This window comes from Streptomyces griseoloalbus (genome assembly GCA_014650015.1).
Lineage (GTDB): Bacteria > Actinomycetota > Actinomycetes > Streptomycetales > Streptomycetaceae > Streptomyces > Streptomyces griseoloalbus.
Genome location: BMUD01000008.1, coordinates 16,237 through 31,034, shown reverse-complemented (window position 1 = coordinate 31,034; position 14,798 = coordinate 16,237). Strand labels below are relative to the sequence as shown.

Here is a 14,798-nt window from a genome sequence, read left to right as displayed (position 1 = left end):
CGAATCAGCGTTCCAACCACAGAAACACCGCGTTCCCCGCACCCGCACGGCGGCACAGAATCGTCGTGCCCCCACCAGCCGAGGAGTTCATCCGTGGCGAAGATCCTGGTCGTCTGGCCACCGCACGTGCCCAGCTACTTCAACGCGGGCCACCACACGCCGCTCTACATGACGGCGGGTCACCTGCGTGCCGAGGGGCACGAGGTGGAGACCTGCGACGCGAGTGCGGCGGGCCTGAACTGGAAGGCCATGGGCGACCTGCTCTACCAGGGCGCCTACGACGTGATCGCGATGATGAACGACTTCGACGCCGTCGACGGCTTCGAACGGTTCGTCCTCTACGCCCAGGAGCTGTGCCCCGGCGCCCGCCTGATCACCTTCGGCCGGCTCAGCAGCATGAACCCGGGCTTCTTCGCCCGCTACGCCCTCGACGCCGTGGTGCAGTCCGGCGACTACGAGACCGGCGTGGCCCACTACGTGCGTGCCCTGGCCGAGGGGGCGGTCACCACCGGCCTGCCCGGAGTCACCGTGCGCGAGGGCGACCGCTGGCACCCGCCCACCGGCCCCGGCGACACACTGCCCGCCGATCAGTGGGTGCTGCCCGAGGTCGACGAGATCCCCTACGACTCCTACGACCGCCTCTACGCCGACGACGCGCACAAGTTCTGCGGCATCCCCTTCCGCCGCGAACTGGTCGTGCCCGCCGCCCGCGGCTGCCCCGTCAACTGCGACTTCTGCGAGGTCCCGGCCATCTTCGGCCTGCGCGAGCGACGGCTGAGCGTGGACGCGACGATCGACTACATCCGCCGTTCCTACGAGAAGGCGCCCTTCGAGTACGTCGCCTTCTACGCGCCGACGTTCACCCTGGACCGCCGCTGGGTCAAGGAGCTGTGCCGGCGCTTCATCGAGGGCCCGGTGTCGCCCCAGTGGAAGTGCGCCACCACCATTCCGCACCTCAGCGAGGAACTGGTCGCTCTGATGGGCGAGGCGGGCTGCGTCCGCATCTCCGTGGGCCTGGAGACCCTCGAACCCGACGGGCAGGGCACCCTGCCGCGCGCCAAGCGGATCGAGGAGGAACGCTTCCGCGAGCTGGCGCGCTGGTGCGAGGCCGCGGGCATCGAGCTCAACGCGTTCGTCATCATCGGGCTGCCCGGCACCACCGCCGCCGGGGCCGCCCGCACCCGCGAGGTGCTGCGCGACACCGGCGCCCGCTTCCGTCCCACGGTCTACACCCCGCTGCACGAGATGACGCCCGCCATGACCCCGCTGGAGATCAGCCGGTTCAACCGCCAGCTGACCTCCGCCCCGCTCGGCACGGAGTCCACCGACGTCTACGACTTCGTCTTCGGCGGCGACGACCGGCTGACCTCGGTCTACAAGAACATACCCAGGCGGCTGTCGGGCGGGGTGTCGTGACGGCCGCCGCGGAACCCGTACCCGCCTTCGCCACCGCACCCGGCGCGGCGGCCGTCGATCCCCGGCCCCGCCTGCGGACCGACGCGCTCAACCTCAAGAGCTGCGAACTGCGCCACCCCGGCTCCGACCGGCTCGTGGACCGGGCGCTGGCCCGCGTGCGCGTGGAGGACACCCGCTCCTACCCGTACCAGGCGGAGACGCTCGCCGCGCTCGCCCGGGTCCACGACACCCGCGTCGAGGGCATCACCCTGACCGCGGGCTCGGACGCCGCGATCGGACTGCTCGTCGACGCGTTCGCGCGCCCGGCCGGCGGGCTGATCGTGGCCCGGCCCGCCTTCGAGGCCTGGGAGTACTACGCCCGGCTGCGCGAGGTGCCGGTCACCGGCGTGCCCGTCCTCGCCGGAACGCCGCCGCGCGCGGACCTCGGCGCCCTGGCCGACGCCCTGGCCGACGCGCCCTCCCCGGCCGTGGTCGCGCTGGCCAACCCGGTCAGTCCCGCCGGTCTCGTGCTCGACACCACCGAGGTGGCCGACCTGGCGGTGCTCGCCGCGCGCCACGGGCACCTGCTCGTCGTCGACGAGTGCTACGGCGCCTTCACCGGCACCACCCACGTGCCCCTGCTGCGCCGCCACCCGAACCTGGTCGTGGTGCGCTCCTGCTCCAAGGCCTACGCCCTGGCCGGCGCCCGGCTGGCCGCGGTCTTCTCCCACCCCGGCATCGCCGCCGAGCTGTTCAAGTACCGCCCCGACAGCACCGTCTCCGGTCCGGCGCTGGCCCTGCTGGGCCAGGGTCTCGACGCGCTCGACGAGTACCGCGCCGTGTGGGCCGACCTGGCGCGCATACGCGAGGAGTTCGCCGCGGCCGTGCTCGCCGACCGTCCCGACTGGACGTTCCTCGCTCCGGGCGGCAACTTCGCCACCTTCGTCACCGGCGACCCCGCGCTCCCCGACCGCATCGCCGCGGGCCTGGCCGAACGCGGCGTCCGTATCCGGTCGCTGACCTCGCTGACCGGGCTGAGCGGCGCCTTCCGCGTCTCGCTGGCCGACGACGCCACCATGCGGCGCGTGGCCGGGATGATCCGGGAGGTGTCCGATCACCACGCCTGAGGCCGTCAGCCGGATCGCCGTGCTCGGCAGTCCCGGAAGCGGCAAGACCACCTTCTGTCACGCGCTGGCCGCCGCGGGCGGTCCCCCGCTGTACCACCTCGACGACCTCTACTGGGGCCGGGGCTGGCGGCGCCCCGTCCCCGCCGAGTGGGAGGCCACGGTCGCGCGGCTGACCCGGCTGCGGACGTGGACGGTCGACGGGAACTTCATCGACACCGTGCCGGTCCGCGTGGCCGCGGCCGACGTCGTGGTCCTCTTCGACCGCCATCCGCTGCTGTGCGCCGCGGCCCTGGTGGGCCGTTCGGCCCGGCTGCGCCGCGGCGACCGCACCGACTACCTGCCGCACGGGCTCGCCCCGGACGACCCGCCCGTGCGCAGCGTGCGCGCGCTGCTGCGCAAGGCCCTGGGCTTCCGCCGCCGCGAACTGCGCCGCATGGCACCGCTGCTGGCCGGGGCCGACGTCCGCGTGGTGCGCACCCGGCGCGCCGCCTCGGCCCTGCTGGCGGAGCTGTCCGCCCCGGACCGGCGGGCACCCGCCGCGGACGGCGACCCGGGCCTTCCCCCGTGCCGCTGTCCCGAGACCCTGTCCCCGAGAGGAGAGCCGATGACCCACGGCACCAGGCCCCGAGCGGACCGGGGGACCGGCACGTGACCGTCCCCGTGACAACCCCTCCCGTGTGCGCCGAGGCCACGCTGTCGTGCTGGTTCGGCCGCATCAACGTGGAGAGCGAGGTGCCCGGACTCGACGACGTGATCGCCGCCGTGCTGGCGCCCTACTTCACCCTGACGCCCGGTCACACCCCGGGCGCCGTCACCGTGCGCATCACCCGCTCCGCACGGCTGCCGGTCTCCGAGTCCGACCTGGAGGCCGTACGCCGTACGCCGCAGTTGTGGCTGAACGAGGACGGGCCGCGCTTCGTCCTGCTCGACCACGGCCACGACCGCATGGTCCTGCTGCGCGACGCGGAGGAGGACAGCGGCCCGATGCTGGTCACCGCCTCGCGGCCGGCCGGGCACGTGCACCTGGAGGTGTACGACGAGCGGCCGCAGACCGTCCGCGCCCTGGTGCGCTACCTGGCCTTCCTGGTCGGGGCGCAGCTGCACCACGGCGGCGTGCCCGTGCTGCACGGCTCCGCCGTGGCCCGCCACGGCGAGTCGGTGATCATGCTGGGGACCACCAACTCCGGCAAGTCCACCCTGGCGTTCCTGGCCACCACCCTGGCGGGCTGGGACTTCGTCAGCGACGACACCCTGATGGTGTGGCGCGACCACGCCTCCGCCCCGCCCCGGGTGAGCGGCTGGCCGCGCCGGCTCGGCATCAGCGTCGGCAGTCTGGTGGGCCACCCGGCCCGCGCCCGCTTCGAGCAGGCCTCGCTGCGCCGCTACGACGGTCCGGTGGGCCCGCTGCCCACTCCGGGCGCTTCGTCGTGGACCCGCGAGGGCCGTGTGCGGGTCTACTGCGACCTCGACGAGTTCACCGCCGTCACCGGTGCCACGGTCGACCAGGACTCCCGGCCGCGCGGCATCCTGCTGCCCCACGCCGACCCCACCGTCCGCGGCTGGCAGGTCGAGCCGGTCGACGGCCTGCCGCCCGAGCTGGCCCCCGTCGCCGGCCGCAACCTGCGCCACTTCGTCGACTACCTCGGCGTGCTGCCCCCGGCCGTCGCCGACACCGTCACCCGCGACGCCGTCCTCGCCGACCTCGCCGCGCTGCCGTGCGCCCGCGTGCGCTACGGCCCGGACGTCAACGCCGACTTCCCCCGCTTCTGGGCGGAAGCGACCGCCGCCCTCGGCACCCCCGCGGGGGTGCGATGAACGGCGACGACCGCGTGGGCGTGAACTTCCGCGCCGTGCGCGCCCGCGGCCTGGTGGCGGACCGGATGTTCCGCTGCGGCGCCGTGACCACGTACACCGCGCGGGACGCGACGGCCCTGCGCGACCGGTACGGCATCCGCGCACTGGTCGACCTGCGCTCGCGGCGCGAGATCGACAAGTACGGCGCGCCCAAGGCGCTCGTCGACGCGGGCATCCGCTGGATCAACGCGCCCGTGACGGGCTATCCCAGCACCCCGATCGACAAGCCGCGCCCCACCTCCGACGACGTGGTGGCGTACTACCACGGGATGCTCGCGGACGCGCTGCCGGAGAGCTGGCCGGACCTGTTCGCCGCCCTGGCCTCGGTGGCGCACGAGCCCTTCCTGCTCTGCTGCCACTGCGGCAAGGACCGCACCGGCGTGGTGGTCGCCGCCGTGCTCGACACGGTGGGCAGCCCCGCCGCGGACATCGCCGAGGACTACGGCGCCAGCGCCGCGGACCTGGTGGCCCGGGTCGACCTGTTCGAGGACAAGTGGAGCAAGCGCGGCCACACCCGCGACGACTACCTGACCCGGATGCGCGTGGTGCCCGCCACCATGGCGGACTTCCTCGCCGGGGTCCCCGGTGGCCTGGCCGGCTTCGTCGCCCGTCGAGTGGACCCGGCCGATCTGGCCGCGGTGCGCGCCGCGCTGGCCACGCCGTGACCGCCGCCCTGCTCACGGCCGTACGCGTGACCAGTCCGGTCCCCCGCGACCTCTGGCACGCGGCGCTCGCGGACGACCCCGACGCGCTCGCCACCCAGACCCCCGGCTGGCTGGACGCGATGTGCTCGGTGCGGCCCTACCGCGACGTCAGCCGGCTCTACGAGTGGCAGGACGGACGGCGCCTGGTGCTGCCGCTGGTGCGCTCCCGCCTGACCACCGCCGCCCGCGCCGAGGAGCTGGGCTGGCCGCTGGACTGGGGCATCGGCGGGCCCGTGGCCCCCGGCGGCCCCGTCACCCGCGCGGAGGCGGCCACCGTCTTCGCCGACCTCGCCCGCCGGCCCGGCGCCGCCGCCTATCTGCGGCCCAGCCCGCTGACGGACGAGGTGTGGCGCGCGGCCGCCCCCGGCCACGTGCGCCGCTACCCGCGCATCACGCAGATCGCCGACCTGTCCGGTGGGTACGCCACGGTCTGGAGCGAGCGCTTCACCTCCAACACCCGCCGCAACGTGCGCAAGGCCGAGCGGGCCGGGATCGGCGTCGAGGTGGGCAATGACCCGCGGCTGGTACGCGAGTTCGACCGGCTCTACCGGATGTCGGTGGACCGCTGGGCCGCCCAGGAGGGCACGTCCCGGCCGCGCGCCCGCTGGCAGATGTGGCGCAAGGACCCGCGGCGCAAGTTCGCCGCCGTGGCCCGCCACCTCGGCGACGCCTGCCAGATCTGGCTGGCCCACCACCAGGGCCGAGCCGTCGCCGGGATCATCACCATGCGCCAGGGCGAGCACGCCAAGTACTGGCGCGGCGCGATGGACAAGGCCCCCGCGGCGGCCACCGGCGCCCCCACCCTGCTCCAGGCCCTGGCCATCGAGGCGGCCTGTGCGCAGGGCTGCCGCTATTACCACATGGGCGACAGCCGTCCGGACACCCCGGTCACCCACTTCAAGCACCGCATGGGCGGCCGGCTGCACCACACGGAGGGCTGGTGGATCGACCCGCGCCCGGACACGGCGCCCACCGGACCCGGCCGGCACGAGGAGGCCCCAGCATGACCATCACCGACACCGACCGGCACACCGACCGGCACCTCACTCTGCTCGACGCGGGCTGGCACATGCCGGACGCCTGGCCGGGTCCGGTGCACGACCCCGAGGAGGGCACCCCGGCCGAGCGCATCCGCGCCGTGGCCGCCTCCGGATTCGCCTCCCTGGCGATCCCGGAGGCGTTCGGCGGCGCGGGCGCCGACCTGGCGGGGACCGCCGCCGCGCAGCGCGCCCTGGCCCGGCGCGATCCGCACGCGGCGATCGCGCTCAACATGCACTCCCTGACCGTCGGCCTGATGACCGACTACTGGGAGCGCCACCGCGACACCACCTCCTGGCTGCTGGAGGGCATCGCGACGCAGAACGCCCTGGTGGCGTCCGCGTTCGCCGAGCCGGGCGGCAGCGCCAACTTCCTCAGCAGCGTCTCCACCGCGCGCCGGGAGGGCCGCGGCTACGTGGTCTCCGGCACCAAGTACCCCTGCTCGCTGGCCTCCACCGCGACCCTGGTGTGCCTGAGCGCCCGGGTCGCCGGCACCGACGACACCATCATCGCGCTGTGCCCGAGCGCCTCCCCCGGCCTGCGGGTGGAGGGCGACTGGCCCTCCCTGGGCATGAACGCCTCCGACACGGCGAAGCTGGTGCTCGACGAGGTCGAGATCGACGACCGGCTGGTCTTCCACCGCGCGCCCGCCGACTCGATCGACGACACCGTCATCGCCGGCATCGTGTGGTTCGCCGTACTGATCGGCGCCACCTACCACGGTGTGCTGACCTCCCTGCTGGACCTGGCCGTGAAGACGGTCACCACCAGCGACCGGCACGGCCCGCGCACCGTACGGATCGGACAGGCGGCGCGCGACCTGCTCGCCCTGGGCGGCGCCTGCCGGCAGCTGGCCCGCGACTGGACCGACGGCTCGCTCGGCGGCGAGCCGGCGCTGGCCACCGCCATGGCGCTGCGCTCGTCGCTCAGCGACACCCGGGACCGGGTGGTGTCCACGCTGACCCCCGTGATCGGCAGCCGGATGTACACCCGCGGACAGCACGCCGCGGCGCTGCACCTGGACTCGCTCGCCGCCCACCACCACCCGCCGAGCCTGCTGGCCTGCGACGAGGCGGTCGGCGCCTACTGCACCGGCCGGCCCCTCGGCTTCGACCCCTCCAGCTGACGTACCACCGAAGGAGAAACCCCGTGCCCACCGTTGAAGTCAAGCTGAGCATCGCCGCGCCGGCGGACGAGACCTGGCAGGCCGTCAGCCGCATCGAGGACTACGCCGACTACATGGACAGCGTGAACTCGGTCCGTGTGACCGAATCCTCCGGTACGCGGCGCGTCAGCGAGTGGTCGGTGCTGCTCAAGGGCTCGACGCTGGAATGGGTCGAGGAGGACGAGATCGACGACGACGACCGCACCATGACGTTCCGGCAGCTCACGGGCGACCTCGACCACTTCGGCGGCTACTGGAGGGTCGACCCGGACGGCGACCACGGTTCGGTGACCACGTTCTTCGTGGAGTTCGAGATCGGCATCCCGCTGCTGGCCGACATGCTCAACCCGGTGGCCGCCAAGGCCCTGCGGGACAACGCCCAGCAGATGCTCACCTCCATCGAGCAGCGGGTCGTGGCATCGTGAGCCCACGGATCCTGGTCGCCGGCGCGACGGGAGCGGTCGGCGGCGAGCTGATCCGCCACCTGCGCGCCCGCGGCGCCGACGTGACCGGGGTGAGCAGTCGCGGCGCCCCCGGCCAGTGCGCCTGGAAGATCGGCTCCGAACCGCCGCCCCGGGAACTGCGTGACACCTCCTGGGACGTCATCGTCAACAGCGCCGCCGACACCCGCTGGAACCTGCCCGCGGACCAGGCCGAGGCCGCCAACGTAGGCCCGACGAACGCGTTGCTCGACCTGGCGGACGAGCACACCCACTTCCTCCAGCTGTCCACCACCTTCGCCGCGGGTCTGCGCGGTGACGGCGCGTCCGCCGAAACCGCCGACTACCGCAACACCTACGAGTGGTCCAAGGCGTGGGCGGAACGGACGGCGTCGGCCCGCCACGCCCGCACCGACGTCGTCCGCTTCCCCATGGTCATGGGCCGTCGCACGGACGGTGCGATCGACCGGTTCAGCGGACTCTTCTGGATCGTCTCCGGCCTGTGCTCCGGGGTGATCCCGGCGGTCGTCGGGGTCAAGGACGCCTACGTGGAGATCGTCGCCGCCGACGACCTCGCCGCATGGATCACCGACACCGTGTACGCCGGGCCGCCCGAGGCGCCCCGCACCTCGGTGCTCGGCCGGGGCGCCGACGCCCCCCGGGTCGGCGAGATGTTCGACCTGACGGTGGAGGGCCTGAACTCCTGGCGCGTCCCGCGGGGCGCCTCGGCGCTGTCCACGCCGCCGTTCGTCACCCCCGAGGCGTGGAACCGCTTCCACCTGCCCTTCGCCCGGGAGACCCTCAGCCGCGTCCAGCTGCGCCGGGTGGAGATGTACGCGGCCTACCAGGTCTACCTCGCGATCGAGGAGCCCATCGGGTGCACGCACGTGATGCCCGACCCGGCCGACGCCATCCGGTCCTCGCAGGTGTACTGGGCCGAGAACAACGCGCGGGCCGCGTCCGCCGAGCCGAAGGCGTGGACCGGATGAGCCCCGGCACGGTCCACGCCACCGCACCGGACGCCGCCGCCCCCTTCGCCGCCCAGGTCGCGCGGGCGGTCGCGGGCCGGCGCTGCGTCCTGGCCGGCATGTCCCCCGCCCGCCTGGTCCCGCGCGTCACCCAACTGCTGGAGCTGGGCGCGGCCGGCGTGTTCGCCCTGTCGGCCCGCCCGGACTCGGCACTCGACGCCGCCCGCCCCGCCTCCGCGCGGGTGGTGTGGTGGGACGCCGGTCTGGCCTCCGGCGACCAGGACGCCCTGGCCGCGGAGTTCACCCGGCTGCTGTCCCGGCCCACGCCCGAGCTGGCCGCCCGCCTGGACGCCTTCGACCCGGACCGCTCCGCCCTGGTCCTGGACACCCTGGACACGGACGGCGCCGCACTGCTGCACCGCCGCCGCTACGGCCACCGGCGCCCGCGCTGGACGGTCGCGGAGGACAAGGTGCGGGTGCACGAGGTCTGGGAACGGGCCGGTATCGCCGCGGCCCCGGAGGCGGTCGTCCCGTGCGAGCCCGGCGCGCTCGCCGAGGCCGTGCGGGAACTCGGTACCGCCGGAGGGACCGTGTGGGCCGCCGACGCCCGCGACGGCATCCACACCGGGGCCCGCGGCACCCGCCACCACCCGCCCGGCGCCGACACCGCCGCGCTCGCCGCCGCGTTCGCCGGGCGCGCCGACCGCGTGCGGGTCATGCCGTTCCTCGACGGGCTGCCGTGCAGCATCCACGGCCTGGTCGTACCCGGTAGCGCCGCCGTACCCGTCTTCCGCCCGCTGGAGCTGCTGACCCTGCGCCGCCCCGACGGCGGGTTCGTCTTCGCCGGCACCTCCACGTACTGGGACTGCCCGGCGCCCCGCGAAGCCGAACTGCGCGCCACGACCCGCGCCGTCGGCCGCGCCCTGCGCGAGCTCTACGGCTACCGCGGCGCCTTCACCCTGGACGGCGTTCTCACCGCGGACGGCTTCCTGCCCACCGAGGTCAACGCCCGCCTCGGCAGCGGTCTCAACATCGACAGCACCCGGCCCGAGCTGGCCTTCGACCTGCTGTGCCGGGTCCTGCGCGAGGGCGACCCGGTGGACGTGGCCCCCGCCCTGCTGGAGAGCACCGTCCTCGACGCACTGGACCGGGTCCGGCACAGCGAGGCCAAGATCCGGCTGGACGCCCCGGCCGAGCCCGGCCTGCGTCTCGGCCTGCTCCTCGGCCCCGACGGCACGTTGCGGCCCGCCGGACGTCACGACCGCCCCGACGCCACCCTGCGCACCGAGCGGTCCGCCGTGGGCGACCGGGTGCGCTTCCAGCCGCGCACCGACGCCTTCCGCGGCCACGCCCTGGGCAGCGCCGTCGCCGCGGCCTGCGCCCTGGGCGTACGCGAACTCGGCCTGCGCATCGCGCCGCTGACCGCCTGCGTCCCACCCACCGTCCCCGGATCAGGAGCCATCGCATGACCGTCACCGACCCCACGACCACCACCGGTCTGCGGCACCGTTTCCCCGGGCTGCGCGGCGACTGGGCCCGGCTGGACGGGCCCGGAGGCACCCAGGTCGTCGACACCGCCGTGGAGGCGATGACCCGCTATCTGACCAGCGGCGACAACGCCAACACCGAGGGCATGTTCGCCGCGGCCGACGCCACCGACGAGGTCGTGGCCCGCGGGCGGGCCGCGATGGGCGAGCTGTTCGGCACGGATCCGCGCGGCGTCGTCTTCGGCCCCAACACCACCTCGCTGGTCATCGACCTGGCGCAGACCGTGGCCGCCGGCCTCGGCCCCGGCGACGAGATCGTGTGCACGCGCCTGGACCACGACGCCAACGTGGCCCCCTGGCTGCGGATCGCCGCCCGCACCGGCGCCACAGTGCACCTCGCCGACGTGGACACCGACACCGGCCGGCTGCCCACCGAGAACGTCACCCGCCTGCTGAGCGACCGCACCCGCTGGGTGGCCGTCACGGGCGCCTCCAACGCCCTGGGCAGCATCCCCGACGTGGCGGCCATCGCCACCGCCGCGCACGCCGCCGGGGCCAGGGTCCTCGTCGACGCCGTGCACCTGACCCCGCACCGCCCGGTGGACCGCACGGCCCTCGGCGCCGACGTGCTGGTCAGCTCCGCGTACAAGTGGTACGGCCCGCACCTGGGCGTGCTGTGCGCCGACCCCGGTCTGCTCGACGCGCTCGACCCGGACCGGGTGCGGCCCGCCCCCCAGGAGGCCCCCGACCGCTGGCAGACCGGCACCCCGTCCTTCGAGGCGATCGCCGCCGCCACCGAGGCCGCCCGCTTCGTCCTCGACCACGCCCGCGCCGTGGACGAGACGGCCGTGTTCGCCCCGCTCCTCGACGGCCTGCTGGCCATGCCCCACGTACGCGTGCACGGCCCGCACGACCACACCGACCGCACCCCCACGGTGGCCTTCACCGTCGCCGGCCACCCCGCCGACGACGTCGCCCGGCACCTCGCCCGGCAGAAGATCGCCACCTGGAGCGGCATCTTCTACGCCCACGAGGTCATGCACGCCCTGGGCCTGCACGAGGACGGCGCCGTCCGCGCCGGCCTGTCCTGCTACACCAGCACCGAGGACGTCGACCGCCTGCTGCGCGCCGTGGACGCACTCGCCTGAAGGGAAACACCCATGCTCACCAGGATCGACCTCACCGCCGAGGACCGGGATGCCGTGGCCGCCCTGTGCGCCGAGGCCGCCGGGGAACATCCGGCCGCCGACGACCCCGCCTTCCTGCGCGAGGCCCCGCTGATCGCCCACCGCATGCCCCGCGCGGTCCGCGCGGCGCTCGCGGGACTGCACGCGGACGACGGCCCGTCGGCCCTGGTCATCGGCGGGCTCGACGTCCCCGACGAGGCCATCGGGCCCACCCCGTCCAGCTGGCGCGAGGGCCGCCCCGTACCGCCGGCCGTGCACCGTCTGGAGAACGCCCTCGTCCTGTACAGCTCCCTGCTGGGCGACGTGTTCGGCTGGGCCACCCAGCAGGACGGCCGCCTCGTCCACGACGTGGTGCCCACCCGTGGCCACGAGGACGAGCAGCTCGGCTCGGGCAGCACCGCCCCGCTGATGTGGCACACCGAGGAGGCGTTCCACCCCTACCGGGCCGACTACGTGGTCCTGATGTGTCTGCGCAACCCCGACGGCGTGGCCACGACCGTCGGCGGCTTCGACCCCTCGGTGCTCACCGAGGAGGAGCGCCGCTGCGCCTTCGAACCCCGTTTCCGCATCCGCCCGGACAAGTCGCACCTGCAGGCGTACAACGCGGAGAACGCCGACCGCCACCGCGAGGGCTTCGACCGCACCGAGCAGATGAACGAGGAGCCCGACGCGGTGCCGGTCCTCTTCGGCGCCCCGCACGACCCCTTCCTCCAGATCGACCCGGCGTACATGGACACCGCCCCCGGCGACGAGCCCGCCCGGCGCACCCTGGACCGCATCGGCGAGGCCATCGAGGGCGGGCTGACCGACGTGCCGCTGCGCCCCGGCGACGTGGTCTTCATCGACAACTTCCGCCTCGTGCACGGCCGTCAGCCGTTCAAGGCCCGCTACGACGGCACCGACCGCTGGCTCAAGCGCGTCAACGTCACCCGGGACCTGCGCAAGTCCAGCGCGATGCGGCTCCCCGACGCCGTGCGCGTCGTCGTCTGAGCCCGCGAGAGGTCTTCCATGAACTGGTCGACACTCGGCCTGACCGTCGCGGTCTTCGCCGTCCTGGTCTGCCTGGAGCTGCTGGCGCACAAGTTCCTGCCCTCCGACAAGGACACCGGCTACGACCTGCGCGACACCGCCAGCAGTCTGGGCCTGGCCATGGGCAACCAGGTCGTCAACTTCTTCTGGCAGGGCACCAACGTCGCCATCGTCGCCGCCCTCTACGCGATCAGCCCGCTGCGCGTGGACGCGAGCGACTGGCGGATGTGGGTCCTGCTGTTCGTCCTGGACGACCTGTGCTACTACGCCTTCCACCGGTCCCACCACCGCGTCCGGGTGCTGTGGGCGGTGCACAGCGTCCACCACTCCAGCGAGCGCTTCAACTTCACCGTGGCGGTGCGCAACTCCTGGGCGCCGATGACCTCCATCCCCTTCTTCGCCGCCGAGCCGCTGCTGGGCTTCCCGCCGTACATGCTGCTCGTCGTGCAGGCCGTGGGCCTCGTCTACCAGCTCGTGCTGCACACCGAGAAGGTGGGCAAGCTGTGGGCCCCCATCGAGTGGGTCTTCTGCACCCCGTCGCACCACCGTGTGCACCACGCCAGCCACTACCCCTACCTGGACAGGAACTACGGCGGCGTCTTCATCGTCTGGGACCGGATGTTCGGCTCCTTCGAGCCGGAGAAGAGCCGCATCGCCTACGGCATGACCACCAACGTCAAGTCGTACAACCCGCTGCGCGTCGTCACCTTCGAATGGCTGCGCCTGGGCCGTGACCTGCGCGGCGCCCACTCGCCGCGCGAGGCGGGCGGCTATCTCTTCCGCGGCCCCGGGTGGCAGCCGCGGCGCGAGGAACAACCGGAAGGACAGCCATGATCCAGAACGTGATCGCGGGGGCCTCGGTCCCGGCGGCCGACGGCTCCACCCTCGATCTGATCGACCCCTGCACCGGAACCGTCTCCGGTGCGTCCGCCCGCGCCGGGGCCGCCGACGTCGACGAGGCCGTCCGCGCGGCCCGCGCCGCGTTCCCCGGCTGGCGCGACACCACCCCGGGCGGACGCCAGGCGGCGCTGCTGCGCCTGGCCGACGCGGTGGAGGCCCACGCCGACGCCCTGGTGGACGCCGAGTGCGCGGACACCGGCAAGCCGCGTGCCACCACGCTCGAGGAGGAGCTGGTCCCCGCCGTCGACCAGCTCCGCTTCTTCGCCGGCGCCGCCCGCTCGTTGCAGGGCAAGGCGGCCGGGGAGTACTCGCCGGACTTCACGTCCATGCTGCGCCGGGAGCCACTCGGTGTGATCGGCCAGGTCACGCCCTGGAACTATCCGCTGATGATGGCGGTGTGGAAGGTGGCACCGGCCCTGGCCGCCGGCAACACGGTGGTCCTCAAGCCCGCCGAGACCACTCCGCGCAGCACCGTCCTCCTGGCGGAGCTGGCCGCGCGCGTCCTGCCGTCCGGCGTGTTCAACGTCGTCTGCGGCGACCGCGACACCGGACGCGCCCTGGTCGGCCACCCGGACGTGGACATGGTGGCCGTCACCGGGTCGGTGCGGACGGGGATGGAGGTGGCCGCCACCGCCGCGGCCGGCCTCAAGCGCGTCCACCTCGAACTGGGCGGCAAGGCGCCCGCCCTGGTCTTCCCGGACGCCGATCTCGCGGCCACCGCCGAGGGCATCGCCCAGGCCGCGTTCTTCAACGCGGGCCAGGACTGCATCGCCGCGACCCGTGTGCTGGTCCACGAGGACGTGCACGACGACCTGCTCGCCGCCCTGGTGAAGGAGGCCGAGGGCACGCGGGTCGGTCCGCCGTCGGACACCTCCGCCTTCTGCGGCCCGCTCAACAGCGAGACCCAGCTTCAGCGGGTCGGCGGCTTCATCGACCGTCTTCCCGGTCACGCCCGCGTCCTCACCGGGGGCCACCGCGTCGGCGACGAGGGCTGGTTCTACGCGCCGACCGTCGTCGCCGGCGTGCGCCAGGACGACGAGATCGTACAGCGCGAGGTCTTCGGCCCGGTCCTCACCGTCCAGCCCTTCTCCTGTGAAGAGGAGGCCCTGGCGCTGGCCAACGGCGTCGACTACGCCCTGGCCGCCAGCGTCTGGACCCGGGACCACCCCCGCTCCATGCGCCTGGCCAGGCACCTGGAGGCCGGCTGCGTCTGGATCAACGCCCACATCCCCCTGGCCGCCGAGATGCCCCACGGCGGCACCAAGCACTCCGGCTACGGCAGCGACCTGTCCAGCTACAGCATGGAGGACTACACCCGCCTGAAGCACGTGATGACCAACCTGAACCCCTGACGCGCCCCCCGAGGCGCGTCAGAACAGGCGGAAACCGCCATCAGAGACCCGGTGAGGGCCCTGCCGACACGCGTCGGCAGGGCCCTCACCGTTGTACCGCCGCCTCACCGGTATCGCGGGCCGCAGGATGCCTGCGTCCCCTGAACGCCAAA

At 73.9% G+C, this 14,798-nt stretch carries 14 protein-coding genes; all 14 read left to right on the top strand.

Translation table 11 applies throughout. The annotated features are described in order from the left end of the window. Positions 1 to 93 precede the first annotated feature (93 nt). The 14 genes from IE178_RS14275 to IE178_RS14210 are packed head-to-tail and all read left to right on the top strand — an operon-like array spanning position 94 to position 14,646. On the top strand, positions 94 to 1,416 hold the full coding sequence (locus tag IE178_RS14275; protein WP_184761697.1) for a B12-binding domain-containing radical SAM protein: 1,323 nt from the start codon (positions 94 to 96) through the stop codon (positions 1,414 to 1,416). Further along, complete coding sequence (locus tag IE178_RS14270) at positions 1,413 to 2,522, top strand: aminotransferase class I/II-fold pyridoxal phosphate-dependent enzyme (protein WP_184761698.1); 1,110 nt, start codon at positions 1,413 to 1,415, stop codon at positions 2,520 to 2,522. Before IE178_RS14275 ends, IE178_RS14270 begins: the two co-directional genes overlap by 4 nt. A 19-nt stretch (positions 2,523 to 2,541) precedes the next feature. Then, complete coding sequence (locus IE178_RS14265; protein ID WP_193512515.1) at positions 2,542 to 3,174, top strand: P-loop NTPase family protein; 633 nt, start codon at positions 2,542 to 2,544, stop codon at positions 3,172 to 3,174. An 8-nt stretch (positions 3,175 to 3,182) separates the two neighbouring features. Continuing rightward, positions 3,183 to 4,337 carry a phosphoenolpyruvate carboxykinase (ATP) gene (locus IE178_RS14260; protein ID WP_184761700.1) on the top strand — a complete coding sequence of 385 codons (1,155 nt, stop codon included), beginning with the start codon at positions 3,183 to 3,185 and terminating at the stop codon, positions 4,335 to 4,337. Beyond that, entirely contained in the window at positions 4,334 to 5,041 is a 708-nt protein-coding gene (locus tag IE178_RS14255; RefSeq protein ID WP_193512514.1) for a tyrosine-protein phosphatase, read from the top strand. The genes IE178_RS14260 and IE178_RS14255 overlap by 4 nt, the downstream gene beginning before the upstream one ends. Positions 5,042 to 5,067: 26 nt before the next feature. Then, a complete protein-coding gene (locus tag IE178_RS14250) occupies positions 5,068 to 6,087 on the top strand; it encodes a GNAT family N-acetyltransferase (RefSeq protein ID WP_193512513.1) in 1,020 nt (339 codons plus the stop codon). Continuing rightward, complete coding sequence (locus IE178_RS14245; protein WP_193512512.1) at positions 6,084 to 7,244, top strand: acyl-CoA dehydrogenase family protein; 1,161 nt, start codon at positions 6,084 to 6,086, stop codon at positions 7,242 to 7,244. The genes IE178_RS14250 and IE178_RS14245 overlap by 4 nt, the downstream gene beginning before the upstream one ends. A 23-nt stretch (positions 7,245 to 7,267) precedes the next feature. Continuing rightward, on the top strand, positions 7,268 to 7,708 hold the full coding sequence (locus IE178_RS14240; RefSeq protein WP_193512511.1) for a type II toxin-antitoxin system RatA family toxin: 441 nt from the start codon (positions 7,268 to 7,270) through the stop codon (positions 7,706 to 7,708). Next, positions 7,705 to 8,712: an NAD-dependent epimerase/dehydratase family protein gene (locus IE178_RS14235; RefSeq protein ID WP_193512510.1), complete on the top strand. Its 1,008-nt coding sequence runs from the start codon at positions 7,705 to 7,707 to the stop codon at positions 8,710 to 8,712. The genes IE178_RS14240 and IE178_RS14235 overlap by 4 nt, the downstream gene beginning before the upstream one ends. Next, on the top strand, positions 8,709 to 10,160 hold the full coding sequence (locus IE178_RS14230) for an ATP-grasp domain-containing protein (protein ID WP_193512509.1): 1,452 nt from the start codon (positions 8,709 to 8,711) through the stop codon (positions 10,158 to 10,160). The genes IE178_RS14235 and IE178_RS14230 overlap by 4 nt, the downstream gene beginning before the upstream one ends. Then, the gene (locus IE178_RS14225) at positions 10,157 to 11,326 is read left to right on the top strand and encodes a cysteine desulfurase-like protein (protein ID WP_193512508.1); all 1,170 of its coding nucleotides are present in this window, start codon (positions 10,157 to 10,159) and stop codon (positions 11,324 to 11,326) included. The genes IE178_RS14230 and IE178_RS14225 overlap by 4 nt, the downstream gene beginning before the upstream one ends. A 12-nt stretch (positions 11,327 to 11,338) precedes the next feature. Beyond that, the gene (gene gntD / locus IE178_RS14220; RefSeq protein WP_184761708.1) at positions 11,339 to 12,355 is read left to right on the top strand and encodes a guanitoxin biosynthesis L-enduracididine beta-hydroxylase GntD; all 1,017 of its coding nucleotides are present in this window, start codon (positions 11,339 to 11,341) and stop codon (positions 12,353 to 12,355) included. Positions 12,356 to 12,373: 18 nt separating this feature from the next. Next, on the top strand, positions 12,374 to 13,228 hold the full coding sequence (locus IE178_RS14215; RefSeq protein WP_184761709.1) for a sterol desaturase family protein: 855 nt from the start codon (positions 12,374 to 12,376) through the stop codon (positions 13,226 to 13,228). After that, entirely contained in the window at positions 13,225 to 14,646 is a 1,422-nt protein-coding gene (locus IE178_RS14210) for a gamma-aminobutyraldehyde dehydrogenase (RefSeq protein ID WP_193512507.1), read from the top strand. Before IE178_RS14215 ends, IE178_RS14210 begins: the two co-directional genes overlap by 4 nt. The last annotated feature ends 152 nt before the right edge of the window (positions 14,647 to 14,798 follow it).